This window comes from Vibrio sp. Of7-15, from assembly GCF_022347565.1.
Classification (GTDB): Bacteria; Pseudomonadota; Gammaproteobacteria; order Enterobacterales; family Vibrionaceae; genus NORP241.
In genome coordinates, this window is record NZ_JAKRGH010000004.1 from 1 (window position 1) to 13,121 (window position 13,121).

Here is a 13,121-nt window from a genome sequence, read left to right on the forward strand (position 1 = left end):
CAAGAATTTGAGAACTATCGCCAAGGCGCGGAATTTTTTCATGTCGAACCCGTGACGGTCAAACGCTGGCTTAACGGTTGTGTCGCCCTGAATCCCATGACGGAAAAACTGCTCATCATCAAAGCCATTGGTTATTTACCCAATGACATACGTTGGCAAGGTTTTCGGATCAATGAAGAACTGGGGATTTTCATCACGCCGGACGGCCGTGAATTCAGTCCCAAGGAATTGGCCAGCTTTGCCTATCAACGGGATGAATATCAGCTGCTGTTGCAATTACATGGTCATCCTGACCCCAAAGATGTTCCCAACTACCCAGCCAAGCCGGATGTTAGTTCAGATATTAGGGGAAATGGTTTTTCATTACTCTCGAATTTTTCTAGCAATTTTTTTAGATAATCATAATCAACTTTCATAACGCACTCCATACGAAAACATATAAGTTAGCTCGTTAGTTTTAAAATCAAGGCTGGCACGCCTGAATAACATTGATATAAAGCTATACTTGCGACAACTAGTGGAAAAATAACATCCAAGCCCCAAAGACTAATAAAACGGGCTTTTAGCCGCATTGATAAATTGTCCATCTTTCCGATAGTGTTTCGCCAACTACTAATCAGGGGATTAACCTCGCTAATTACCGATGACAACTGAGTATTGATTGAATCAAGTTGCTGTCTAGCACTCTTAACTTCTTTCGAAACTTCGATTTGAGCCTGTATGCTTTCTTCATCTGATAATGAGTCGAGTTTAGAAGTAGCATTTTTAATCTGCTCACCCGTTACATTGATATGCCCTTCAATAAGGTGCACAAGGTCGAAATATGGTTTTGTTAATTGTTTTTCTCGCTCAAAGTTCCATGCTGAATAATCAATATAGGCATGAAACATAAATGATAAAAAGAAATAAAGTATTATTAAAAATGCCAAACCTTGCGCAATATCATTACCAAGGTTCATATTGGTCGCTTTTAGCCCAAGAAAGCCACTTATTTCAAGGTTTAGGACTGATATGAGAAGACCTATGAATCCGGCAGCTAAAAGGTTTCTTTTAGACTTTCTAGCTACATCACTAAACGGATCAGAAAAAATAACATTTTCTATATCGTTATCTGTAATCGCTTTATATATTTCAGGCCTAACTTGTGCCACATATTTCTCCGAGAGCATAAAAGAGAGCCGACAACAGATATATAAGGATCTGTGCCGTATATATCTGCTTAAATTAGAGTGAGCCCTTTTCTAATTTCAGAACCCGCTCTTCTAATTTGTCGATTAATTGCTTAATCCAACGAATATCCGTTTTAATGGTGGCTGTTGTCCCCACTGCTGATGCAAAGCCGGACGCGATAGCAACCATCAACGTTTGATATATTTCCATGCGCATCCTATCCTTTTCTCTCTTTTCGTACCACATCCCAGAAGCCTACTAAGCTCATGATAATGGTTGGAATTACCCCGCCCAACTCTATCCCTGAGTTCGTTAAGTCGATGTCAATAAGTTGGGTTTGCCCTGTCACCAATGCCGTAGCGGCAGTGCCTAGAAGGACTAAACCTGTCTTTGTGCTGCTTTCATTCAATTTCATAATAAACCTTCTTTTTTAGGTGTTTTATGGTGTATGCGCCGATGACCATGCCCGCGACACTAAGCCCCAGTTTTAAAACAATTTGTTTCTTGGTCATGCAATATCGACCCCCGCCCGCGCTGTTTTCAGCGTGTAATAGTTGCCCACTTCCATCCGTGACATGGCGTGTAATACCTTAGCTAACGTGACATTGTCACTGGTGTTGATAGGCAGTGTGGCGGGAATGCCTGTCCACTTGGAAATCGTCTTTACATAGTGGTCGGTGTCGTTTTCATGGCTGGGCGCAAAGTAGGCAATGATGCCTGACAATTTGTTGATGCCTTGGCGGTTGTAACTGCGAAATATTCTCGCGCCCGTTCGGAACCCGTAAACCGGATTGGTGAATTTTTCGAACTCATCGTCGCTGTCAAAGACGCGATTTAAACGGCATGAAGTGGATGATTTGACGAAGATAGAGCCATTTAAAGACTTTTGGTGCTAACCAACAAGACACATCCAGTGTTATGGGATGTACTAAGTTGTCACCGAGTTTGAGATCATAATCTGGTTTGTAAGCAATCGGATTAGCCCGTAAAACTAAACAATGTGGTCGGTGTTACTTCATAAAATCCTATTGCTGTTGAGGGGAAGTCGTCTATAAATAATATTAATATAAATAGTATTTGGCTGAATTTAATGTCCTTACCTAATAATTTTAAATTAAATGGAATAAGCATTAGACAAAAGATAACAATCATTCTTTTAACGATTATGATGAGCTCTTTAGTGTTAACTGGCACCATTTATCATAAAAAAAGTCAGGAAAAAATTGAGCAAGTTGTAGTAGATCATTTGAAAACTGTTGCCAATAATAAAAAGAATTTAGTTCATCAAGTAATTAGAAAGCATCAAGAAAGAGTGTCATTAATTAGCTCTCGGACTCAGCTTAGGTTAAGTATCAATAAGATAAACATGACTAATGATGAGGAAGTGAAAGAAAAAAACATCACCAAGATAAGAAACATTATCAGTGATGCTCAAGCTCCTATTAAGAGCATCAGGAAGATTGATGTTATAGCCCCTGATTTAAGCATTATTGTGTCGACATCTAACCAAACTACAACGTCTAAGGTGGAAAAAGCGATTCTGCCAGAAAATGAGAATACTTATAAAACATCATTTATTCGTAACCAGATGAACGATTCAACTGACTTATTAATATCAGAAAAGCTGTACCTAAATAGTGAACTGATTGGTTATTTGATTTTGGTTATGGATTTAAGCGATTTCTCTATCATCGCTTCAAACCAGTATGGCCTAGGAAGCTCAGAAGAAACCACCTTAGTGTATAAGAATGAATTGACAGGGAAAGTAATGCCGATATACCCGGAATCTTTGATTTCAGGTTATAGCCCAGGTAGTTGGGTTGATCCGTTTCTTTTATCTAGTCAGAGAAAAGACGATATTTCAACTTACACTGATCATCACCAACAAGAAGTTCTCGCTGTGGCCTACACGTTTGATTCCATCGGATTAGGTATGGTTTATAAGATTGATTATGAAGATGCATTAGGGGTTATTAATGAACAAAAAAACTTTTTAATTATTTCTTCTTTAATCACTATTTTAATCAGTGGTGTTGTTGCTTTGATCTTATCAAGAACGATAACTCAACCTATCATAGATCTTACTTACGTTGCTGCCATGATTGCCAGTGGTGATTTAAGTAGAAGAATACAAACTTTTAGTAAAGATGAACTGGGTATGTTGGCCATGTCATTCAATCAAATGGCCGATAAGTTGATTGATGCGAATCAGGTATTGGAAGAACGAGTTAAAGAAAAAACAAAAGAGTTGTCAAAGGCCAACGAGGGATTGACCAAGTTAAACAAAGATCTAGAACGTTTATCATTGAATGACTCACTGACTGGTATTTCAAATAGAAGAGCATTTGATAATAGATTTGATGTTGAGTGGAAAAGATGCAACAGAGATGGATCATATTTAGGATTAGTGTTGATTGATATTGATTTTTTCAAGAAATACAACGATACCCTTGGTCATACTGCTGGTGATTTATGTTTAAAGCAGGTTGGACAACTTTTATCTCAGTCCGCTCAAAGGAACAGTGATTTAGTTGCAAGGTATGGTGGTGAAGAATTTGTTCTCTTGTTACCCAATACTTCCATTGGTGAAGTATTATCGGTAGCTAACCGACTGAGGAATGCTGTTAATAGTGCTAAGATTGTTCATCCATCTTCACCTATTAGTGGATTTGTCTCTATCAGTGTTGGAGTTGGGTCTGAAATACCAGCTATATCGAAACCAAAAGAAGACTTCCTAGAAAGGGTTGATGTCGCTTTATATGAGTCAAAAAATAAAGGAAGGAATACAATATCCACAGCACATAAATACACTGAATGACTTAGGCATGTTAAGAAGTTAAACCACATGACTTTCAACAATAAACGTATATCGTATAAATTTTTCTTCGGGTGTACTTATTGGTAGTTGAATTCGAGGTACACGTTACTTTTGATCACAGATCCAGCAAACGCAAGCTTAACCCCTATTCTACTAAAATCTAGGGGCCCGTAAAAATTGCTTGCGTCTTCTTTGTACCACACACTTCAAAATCGTTACCTTTACTAGACTACTTATTTTCGGCTATGCGCCACAAAACACCACTCGGATCAGTGACACAAAATTCGAGCATTCCCCATGGTTGCTCAACAAGATCAGTCACCTTTGCACCGAACTCTTCAACAATATTCAGTTTGAGTATGTGCTCATACCAACTTTGAGCATCTTCAACCAAAAGGTGCATCATGGAATTGTTGCTATGAACCGGTTCATAAAAGTCTTGGAGTAAAAATGAACAAGAACCCGATTTAAAATAAGCGATACCTTCAAAGTCCGACACCATTTCAAAACCGATGAACTGATAAAAACGCTTAGAGCACTCAAAGTCTTTGGCGGGAATAAATGACTTTATTTCGACTGTATTCAGGTTTTCCATTTCTCTAACTCCAATTCCTAACGACTGTTTGTAGCCTAACAGTTAGATATATATGGATCTATATGTTTATATGGTCGCTTTTGTTTCACCTAAGAAGCAAAGATCTGTAGCTGACTGAAAACTTAGTTTCAATGGTTAAAAAACCACCTCAAAAATATGATTTTGATTGCATATAGAGTGGGAGGATTTATACTAAAGTGGTAGGCATGGCTTACACCAGTACCCCTTAATATGGCCTCAAACGAGTATTGTTTGAGGCTTTTTTTTAGCCAAAAAAAATCCTTCTACGAATGAAGGCAAGACAAATATGCAATTAATATAATTGTTATTATTGGCGGATACCTTAGAAGTGTACTCCATTAGTGGTAGATTTCCACTTTCTGAGAAAGAAATTTTGTCGGCGTGGTATGAAGACAGAAATTTGATGAGGGGCCTTTTTCAAGCAAAAAAAAGCCTTCGTCGAAGGAAGGCTGCTCAATACGAGATAAAGCTATATATTTGGTGTACAGGTACTATGTTTTATTACCGTATTAATTACTACCCTTGATAATTTATCTTGTTAGCTTTCTCTCACTTTATAAACTTACCCTTTAAAAAATATGCAACACATCCCATTTATTTATATTTAGCGAGGCATTTTTCTTAATTATATATCTATAAAGCAAAGCATCGTTTTCAATTGGAAAATGGAAAAAATTCTGACACTTACGTCTATTTTGTTCAAAAAAAGTCCATTTCATGCCAATAATCGGAGTGTTAAATTCATCAACAAATAAGTGTCTAATATCTTATTTTTTATACATTTTTGTCATTTTGTAATAAGTTTCATATTACATCTGTCAGACTTTTTTACATCTACGTTTATTCATAATCCTAGCTCATTGATTTATATAACTTATTGTTCTGGTTCAGAAATTGCTAGAAAAAACCAATAGAATCTAGGTATTTACAACCCAAGTAAAATAAAAACAAAGGTAATGGTGCTTTATGATATATAAAAATTTTAAAAATCATTATATAAAGCTGGTATTTGGTAGTGGCCTGTTTCTAACTTACAATGCCATGGCAGTTCATTTACCCACACCTACTACCTTATTTTTAGATGACTATTTGGTTGTTGCTACTGGTAGCGGTACATCCAGTGAAATGTTTGAAGCATTTAATTCAAATGGCGGGGAGTTAGGGGCTGATCAAGAAGTTGTCTCTAGTGGTACTGGTTCAGGTGAAAATCCAGAAACTCAAGAGCATCGTTCCTATACCGATATTGGCTTAGATTTAACAGGTACTTTTGTTCCTGAAGATGGCAAAAATCCATTTAACTCAAACAACCGTTGGACAGATGCAGACCCAGATTATGTCGACGGTGACAATATTCTGATTAGTGATTTTTTACCAGGAGCGAGACGTTTAGGTGAAGAGCCTGATTACAGTGGTAATGTCGCTCTTACTGGTGAATATGCTGGCTTCAGTTCTGAAAATACAGATTACTTCGCAAGCCTAGGTATCGACTGCCGTATAGATCCAGATGACTGTTATATTTCAGATGATAAAGATAATAGCTGGTTTGTCGATGATGCAAGCAGCGGTGTGGATCTGGGGACGGGATCTGGCGTCAATCAATTTGATCCTGCTGGTATTTTAAGTGAATTGGGCGACTGGAAAACGTTTATTGAACACCTCGATAAAGAGTTTACTATCAACCATAACATTGAAGATGAAAGCTACAAAGACGGAGGAACTCCTTTCGTTACTGACTTAGATGCGATTGACACCAATAACGATGGCTTTGCTGTTATTGAAATTGATGTATCTGGCGATTTTAGTGTGAATAACAGTGACTGGATTTTAGATTCTGAAAATAATGAAGTCACCGCAATTTTTAAGATTAAAGCGGGTAACGACAGCAACTACCTTTTCTCCAACTCTTCCATTATGCTTGGCGATGGATGTGAAGATGCCAATGGAGATCCGCTTCAAACCAACATTTGTGACGAGGACCCTATATCAGAGCTAGGTGCTATTTTTTACAGTGAAGGAGCGGCGGGAAATCAAGTATTTAACCTTAGTAATGTCATACTTGGTGGTGTTGCTCTTTGGGATTTAGATGCCGATCGTGACACAATCATTACTGCTAATAATATTCAGGGTTGTACACAATTAATCAGTTCAAAGGTAGAGTTAAGCTCCAAGAATAGGCTTCAGCGTTGTGCTCTTTCAGCAAGTGTTACCCCCCCACCACCTATTTCAATTTCTGAACCAGCCGCTCTATTTACATTTTTGTTCGGCTGCCTTGTTACTTTTCGTGTAAAACGTAGAGTAGATGCTTAACTTGCATTTCTGCAATATGAGCTCTAGATTTAAAGAGCGTTAGGCCGACTAGAAACCTACGTGTATGAAATATTCAGCACCGTGTTTTTTATACACGGTGCTTTTTTCTTCGCTAAGACAAAAACTACAGCACTGTTATTGAGTGCTTAGTCATTTCCCCACTAATATCTAGAATTCTACGTTGGTAATGAAACTTAACCATTTGATGATCGATACTAGGAGCTACCCATATAATCAAAGTTCTGTCATCTTTTTTAATCTGCTCGATACGATAAGCCGATAAAGGACCAAACTCCGTATTCACCATTTCTTTGCCTTTTACTTCAAAAAAATAATGAGCAATGTCATCTGAGGTTTGCATAAAGATTTCAAATTGCTTTTCACCAGACATCACACCATGTCTAATTTCGAGTGCTAATGTATTAAAATCAATAATGGCATGATCTGCATTACTAAATGTGAGTTTTTCACCTAAGTTAGTAATCTGACTATTGTGTCCATCTTCACTAAATTCCGCTTCCATACGCACGCTACTAAAACCATCGGTGTTACGTATAAATGAGCGTGTTAAAAATTCTTCCGATTGTGGTTGCCACGAAATTTTCGATTGTTGATTACCACCAAAATCCATGAACAAAAAAGAAAAGTCAGCTGTAATATTGGCTTTTATGCTATTTCCTCTCCACTGTAGTTCTCGCACCATATCTCCGATATTAATCCCTTTATACGATACGTCGTAACTAAATGATTTATTAATATTGACTGGTTGTTTAGTAGCCTGTAAATGTTGATTTTCATCAGCAGCAGAACAGGCAGAAAACATCAGTGACAAAGCAAGAATAGATCTAGAAATTTTCGGTATCATGATTTGAGTTCTTATTTACAACGCAGAAGAGAGTAAACTACCATATGATATTAAGCAAAGAAATAGTATTTAATTATTAGGGTGTTACTTGTTATTGATTCCTTTCAAAATAATATCTTGCAGTAAACTTTGCGCAGAGATCAGCCCTTTGTCATTAAAGTAAATACCTAAAGTACACAAGTTACTTTTCTCTCTTACATTTCGAATCAAACCGTTAAGAATATATTCTTTCCCATTATTTAATTTATTTATACGTATTTGAATTTCTTTGTCTTTTTCTAAAAAAGAATGATTTTCGCACAATACACCGCATCCGCTGCACGAAATATCGGTAATGTTTCCAGAGAAAGAATAATTATCAATATCGATGGTCATTGGAATATCAAGTTCAAACCTAGGCTCTGATCTGAGCTGTCTTACTTGCATAGTCTCAGGTATTGATAAAGCAACCATTGGATTCGGCGGAGAGTAATGACGAAGGACCGTTGTACGAAAGGCAAGTACAGCCCCTTCCCCCTGATTCGAGATCCCTCTTACCGTTAATGGAGCACCTTCGGGAAGAATTTTTTTTGCATCCTGGTAAACGTTTGATGGGATTTGAAAAAGTAACGCACTGTTTACCTGTCGACCTACAAAAAGTGTTTTTATCTTTTCAGAAAATTGGTGTCCAAGCGGTACATCTAACGTAACAGGTGTACCGTGTAATAACAGTGGCAAAGCTTTGTCTGCCGAAATAGAAACTATGTCTCCAGCTTCTTCACGTTGATTCAAACCTAAACCATATCCAATCAAAGTGCACCCTCTTACATTGACCCTAGTTTAATATTAGGTGCTTTTGGGGAAAGCTACATGACAGAATGGTAAGTTAAATCTTTTTTTGTGAGCATTAGCAAAAACATAAGTAAAGTCATCAATATAATCGATAATTATGTTGCCCTACATCATCATGTCTTCTGTTGTGTCACTGTTATCTAATGTTTTTATATAGCGATTGGGCATTGTTGCATTCGTCCAGCGCCCAGCTTTCATTATTTGTAATACATCAACTTTACGTTGTGCTAATCCTACTGCTGCACCTACTCGACATGAGTGTGTCGAAAATGCACGGGAGTTTGGTTCAAAATAATTTTTTGTGATTTTCCATGCACGAGTATATATGTCTTTAATGGCTGTATACCCAACAGGTTTTAAATTCCCTTCACTGTCTTTCATTCGTTTGACTTTATTATGGGCACTAATACCTTGAATGAGATAACCATTATCACCCAGAGATAAATTCGCAGCTCTCATATAGTCTAAAACGGCCTGACTTACAGAGTGTGACAATGTCACGTAGTCAGCTATTCCGCTGATATTTGTCTTACTAAAAGGAATAGCGATTCTTAATCTGCCATTTACATGGGTGGTCATGTCTAAACGAAGATGTCGGAGCTCACTACAGCGCAATAATCCATTATAAGACATGGCCAATGCTGCATAATCTCTCTTTTGGATCAAACTTGCATTCGGGCCTGTCCAAATTTCCTGCAACTCTTTAAGAATTTGAAGATTTAAAGGTGTTGCCTGCTTAATTAATTCTAAGTCTCCTATTTTAGTTAAGGTCGCTTCTTTAACCGTTGCACGTACATACTCATGCAATGTTGGATCGGGTAACCCCAATTTCCGGTGAAATGTAGAGATAGCCCAAATATCTGCTTTTAGCGTACTGGTTCGAACGAGTGATGATCGATACTGAACAAATAATTCAACAGAAGAAAACTTGGCTGGCAGATAAGATAAATCACGTTCTTGGCAAAAGGACTTAAATGCTTTTAAACCACTCTCTAAACGCAGGAATGTTCTTTCACGAAATTGCCCTTTTCTTTGAAAAAACTCTTTTAGTAAAACTTCAACCGCCAGCTGTACTTCTTCAGATTCATAAATAGAAACTTTATGTTCTCTGCACAGTTGAACAAGATCTCTCATGTGATCTGGAGTTGGCACTTCAGATCTTTGTAATTCTGGTAACACGACTTTGAACTCTACCTTGTAGCTAGTCGAAAGATTGTAATTAATAAACCTTTATTAAGCAATAACTTAAACGTGATGAATTTCAGTTATTCACGCTTAAGTTCTTACTAATTTAGTAATGGCTTTATATATTTAAGATCAATAATTTAGATCATAAGAAAATATAAGATCTTATATTTAGTATAAAAGTTAGGCAAATAAGAGTAAGAAAGGTCGCCGAAGAAAATATGCTATTTTGAGAGGTATATTGGTCTATATTAGCGTACGGAAACTTGGTTTGAAATGCTGTTTATATATCTTGAACCCTATTAAAGCATGGGCATTTCGTTCTATTGATACACCTTTCTACATATTGATTTAAGCTAGCCAAGCTTATTTCCATATAAGAATAAAAATTTATAGAGCACCAGTTACTAGCCAAATGTAGTCGAGATTTAAAAACTATAAGCCAAGGAATACTCTCCTATTAACTTCATAATCAAGTTTACTACATGAATAACCTAAAACTTTTAAAAAGTTACAACGTATCAAAGCTCAGTTTTTACCATTTTAAATGACAGTAATATATAGTAACGATTTGATATCAAAATAAATAAAAATGGTTATTTAAATGAAATTTGATTGCATTATTTCGAGTCGGTATTAAACTACCCTCTCTATTTTGCTATCAAATTAGGAATAACAATGGCGCTAACTCTTAGGCTAACAGACGAACAAGAAATCATGCTAGAGCAGCTAAAAAAAGCGACAGACGAAAAATCGTCATCAAAAGCGTTAATTTCTGCTGCAGAACAGTATTTAGAAATGGAAGAAAAGTATCGTTTATTAGAGGAAAAATACGGAAGGCTTAGAGATGCGTATTACGGGCAAAAAGAGAAAGTAGACAATTTTCATGCTGCCTTTGACGAATTGTTTAAAGATCGTTAGAACATAAATACTCTCTTATTTTTTTAGTTTGTTTTATATATCACTCTTAAATTATAGTGCATTAAGATTAAGTAAAAAGCGGCTCTTACAATAAGAGCCGCGATATAAAATACTTTAACTAAGTACAGAGGCAGCTAAAGAAAACCCAACGCACGCTAACGCAATGTATGGAACTCCCCACTTAAATTTTCTCATTAAAGCAAATAGAAAAATCACAAATAACCCATGCCAAACAGAGCTTATTGCACTTGTCCATACAGGGTTAATAAATGCAGCTAACAATAATCCCACAACACAAGCATTAATATATACGATCCCTTGTTTTACCAAAGGATCTTGTGAAATAACCTTCCATGCTGGTAATACCGCAAACAATAAAAATGCCCCAGGTAAGAACACAGCAACTGTCGCGACCACACTACCCAAAACTGGGTTAATACCTGAAATGTTTGCACCAAGATAACCTGCGAGGGTGAACATAGGGCCAGGGACTAATTGCGCAAATGCATAACCCGATATAAATTGATCTGGTGTTACCATCTCTTTCATCATTGGCTCTAGCAATGGCAAAACAACATGTCCTCCACCAAATACAAAACTACCCGCTTGATAAAAAACAGAAAATAAACTGTAAAGTGCTGAGCCAGGAACAAACAAGCTTACCGCGAGACAGGTACTAAACAGAATAAATGCGATTTTATTTATAGAAAATGGTTCTAGTTTATGATGTTCCTCTCTCGTTGCTTTCTTGGCTCGATAAATACCAAAAGCACCAGCAAGAATAAGAATAATTAATTGCGTTGCGACATGTGAGAATAAGACAAGTACAACACAAGTAATCACCGCAAAGCCCGCCGTAATTTTATCGGTAATAAAATTTTTACCCATTGATAAAATAGCATCAGCAACTACGACTACAGCCAAAAGTTTAGCTGCTGTAACCATTATTTGTACCCAATAAAGATCTGGCATTTCCGTATTTAAAATAGCCAAACCTGTTAACAGTGCAAAGGATGGAAAAGTAAAACCAATAAATGCGGCTAGTGCCCCTAAATACCCAGCCTTGTGATACCCGATATACATACCAAGCTGACTACTTGCAGGCCCCGGTAAAAATTGGCATAAGGCAAAACCGGATGAAAACTCTTCGTCTTTTAGCCATTTTTCTTTTTCAACGAATTGTTTACGAAAAAATCCAATGTGTGCAGCTGGGCCGCCAAAACTGTAAAGGCCAAGTATAAAAAATTGAATAAAAACTGAAATCATAATGTCCTCCTAAAGACATCATATTCCCTCAACCATGATTATTGAAATCGTTTGATTTAATCCTTCTAATTAATTAAATCAATTAGCTGTTAATTCAGTCAGTTAGTCAATTGCCAGTTATGCTATAATTCAATCCCAATCTTTTACTGGTAAAAAGCATGTTAGATAACTTACAACAAATGGTTATTCTCGCGACAGTCGCAAATGAACAACACTTTACCCGTGCAGCAGAAAGATTAGGAATATCGAAATCTCATGTAAGTAAACAGATCCGTTACTTAGAGGAAAGGCTGGGATGCCAATTAGTTCAAAGAAGTACAAGAGCGGTATCTCTTACTGAATTGGGCGCACAATATGCCGAGTACGGGCAAAAACTTTTAGACACAGTTTATGAAGCAGATGCGCTGGTCGCGGGCTATCAAGATGAAATTAAAGGCGTTTTGAAAGTTGGCGTTGCTCAATCATTTGGCAATAAACATATTACTCAGGCATTCGCCGAATTTAAGAAGCTTCACCCAAGTTTAGATTTAGACGTAAGCTTATTTGATCATAGACCTCACTTAGTTGAAGAAGGCTTTGATTGCTGGGTAGCATTACATGAAGATCCACCGGAAGGAATGGTCGCTCGAAAAATTGCTGATTGCCGATTCATCGTCTGTGCGTCTCCGGAATATATTGAACAAAACGGCTCACCAACAAGGCCAGCGGAATTGAAGCAACACAACTGCATTACTTATCAAAGCCGTGAAAGGAAATACATTGATTGGGAATTTACACGTGATGGTTTACATCAAACCGTTCGTGTAAGAGGTAATTACAAAATTGATAATGCCCCAGCGGTGTTAGATGCCGCTTGCTCTGGCTTAGGGATCGCTTATCTTGCAACGTATTTAATTGAAAACGAATTAGAAAACGATAAGTTAGTGCAGCTACTTCCAGAATGGAAAGCCGATTTAGATTTACCTATTTACGTCGTTTACCCAAGACGTAAATACTTAGCCCCTAAAGTAAGAAAGTTTATCGATTTTCTTTCCGAGCAATTTGGTAACCCACCCTATTGGGATCTTAAACTTGCTGAGCAAATTAAAAACCTATAAAAAACGCGCTCTAGTTATGAAGCTAGAGCGCGCTTTCTTACTGCT

General features: G+C 37.1%; 14 protein-coding genes. 5 read left to right on the plus strand and 9 right to left on the minus strand.

The window, feature by feature from the left end:
- A partial coding sequence (locus tag MHO82_RS06190; RefSeq protein ID WP_239182997.1) for a phage protein occupies positions 1-399 on the plus strand: 399 nt, incomplete at its 5' end.
- Positions 400-443: 44 nt separating this feature from the next.
- On the opposite strand, the gene MHO82_RS06195 is transcribed toward MHO82_RS06190, so the two are convergent.
- The 4 genes from MHO82_RS06195 to MHO82_RS06210 form a co-directional block, all read right to left on the minus strand.
- Positions 444-1,151 (minus strand): hypothetical protein, encoded by a 708-nt coding sequence (locus MHO82_RS06195; RefSeq protein ID WP_239182998.1) that lies wholly within the window; start codon positions 1,149-1,151, stop codon positions 444-446.
- A 73-nt stretch (positions 1,152-1,224) separates the two neighbouring features.
- Positions 1,225-1,380 carry a hypothetical protein gene (locus MHO82_RS06200; protein WP_239182999.1) on the minus strand — a complete coding sequence of 52 codons (156 nt, stop codon included), beginning with the start codon at positions 1,378-1,380 and terminating at the stop codon, positions 1,225-1,227.
- Between the two features lie 7 nt (positions 1,381-1,387).
- Positions 1,388-1,585, minus strand: a complete 198-nt coding sequence (locus MHO82_RS06205; RefSeq protein ID WP_239183000.1) for a hypothetical protein — start codon at positions 1,583-1,585, stop codon at positions 1,388-1,390.
- 93 nt (positions 1,586-1,678) lie between these two features.
- Positions 1,679-1,894, minus strand: coding sequence for a hypothetical protein (locus tag MHO82_RS06210; protein ID WP_239183001.1), 216 nt, complete (start codon positions 1,892-1,894; stop codon positions 1,679-1,681).
- Between the two features lie 366 nt (positions 1,895-2,260).
- Here MHO82_RS06210 and MHO82_RS06215 point away from each other — a divergent pair, with 366 nt between their 5' ends.
- Positions 2,261-3,988: a diguanylate cyclase gene (locus tag MHO82_RS06215; protein ID WP_239183002.1), complete on the plus strand. Its 1,728-nt coding sequence runs from the start codon at positions 2,261-2,263 to the stop codon at positions 3,986-3,988.
- A gap of 229 nt (positions 3,989-4,217) precedes the next feature.
- Here the strand turns inward: MHO82_RS06215 and MHO82_RS06220 are convergent, their stop codons facing one another.
- On the minus strand, positions 4,218-4,583 hold the full coding sequence (locus MHO82_RS06220; RefSeq protein ID WP_239183003.1) for a VOC family protein: 366 nt from the start codon (positions 4,581-4,583) through the stop codon (positions 4,218-4,220).
- 987 nt (positions 4,584-5,570) lie between these two features.
- Here MHO82_RS06220 and MHO82_RS06225 point away from each other — a divergent pair.
- Entirely contained in the window at positions 5,571-6,911 is a 1,341-nt protein-coding gene (locus tag MHO82_RS06225; protein ID WP_239183004.1) for a hypothetical protein, read from the plus strand.
- A 124-nt stretch (positions 6,912-7,035) separates the two neighbouring features.
- On the opposite strand, the gene MHO82_RS06230 is transcribed toward MHO82_RS06225, so the two are convergent.
- The 3 genes from MHO82_RS06230 to MHO82_RS06240 all read right to left on the minus strand — a co-directional run bounded on the left by MHO82_RS06230 (position 7,036) and on the right by MHO82_RS06240 (position 9,786).
- A complete protein-coding gene (locus MHO82_RS06230) occupies positions 7,036-7,776 on the minus strand; it encodes a DUF3108 domain-containing protein (protein ID WP_239183005.1) in 741 nt (246 codons plus the stop codon).
- Between the two features lie 84 nt (positions 7,777-7,860).
- Positions 7,861-8,547 carry a PilZ domain-containing protein gene (locus MHO82_RS06235; RefSeq protein ID WP_239183006.1) on the minus strand — a complete coding sequence of 229 codons (687 nt, stop codon included), beginning with the start codon at positions 8,545-8,547 and terminating at the stop codon, positions 7,861-7,863.
- Between the two features lie 165 nt (positions 8,548-8,712).
- Positions 8,713-9,786: a tyrosine-type recombinase/integrase gene (locus MHO82_RS06240; RefSeq protein ID WP_239183007.1), complete on the minus strand. Its 1,074-nt coding sequence runs from the start codon at positions 9,784-9,786 to the stop codon at positions 8,713-8,715.
- A 684-nt stretch (positions 9,787-10,470) separates the two neighbouring features.
- Between MHO82_RS06240 and MHO82_RS06245 the strand changes: the two genes are divergently transcribed.
- Positions 10,471-10,713, plus strand: coding sequence for a hypothetical protein (locus MHO82_RS06245; RefSeq protein ID WP_239183008.1), 243 nt, complete (start codon positions 10,471-10,473; stop codon positions 10,711-10,713).
- Between the two features lie 114 nt (positions 10,714-10,827).
- Here the strand turns inward: MHO82_RS06245 and chrA are convergent, their stop codons facing one another.
- Positions 10,828-11,979 carry a chromate efflux transporter gene (gene chrA / locus MHO82_RS06250; RefSeq protein WP_239183009.1) on the minus strand — a complete coding sequence of 384 codons (1,152 nt, stop codon included), beginning with the start codon at positions 11,977-11,979 and terminating at the stop codon, positions 10,828-10,830.
- 158 nt (positions 11,980-12,137) lie between these two features.
- Here chrA and MHO82_RS06255 point away from each other — a divergent pair, with 158 nt between their 5' ends.
- Positions 12,138-13,076: a LysR family transcriptional regulator gene (locus tag MHO82_RS06255; RefSeq protein ID WP_239183010.1), complete on the plus strand. Its 939-nt coding sequence runs from the start codon at positions 12,138-12,140 to the stop codon at positions 13,074-13,076.
- Positions 13,077-13,121: the final 45 nt, after the last annotated feature.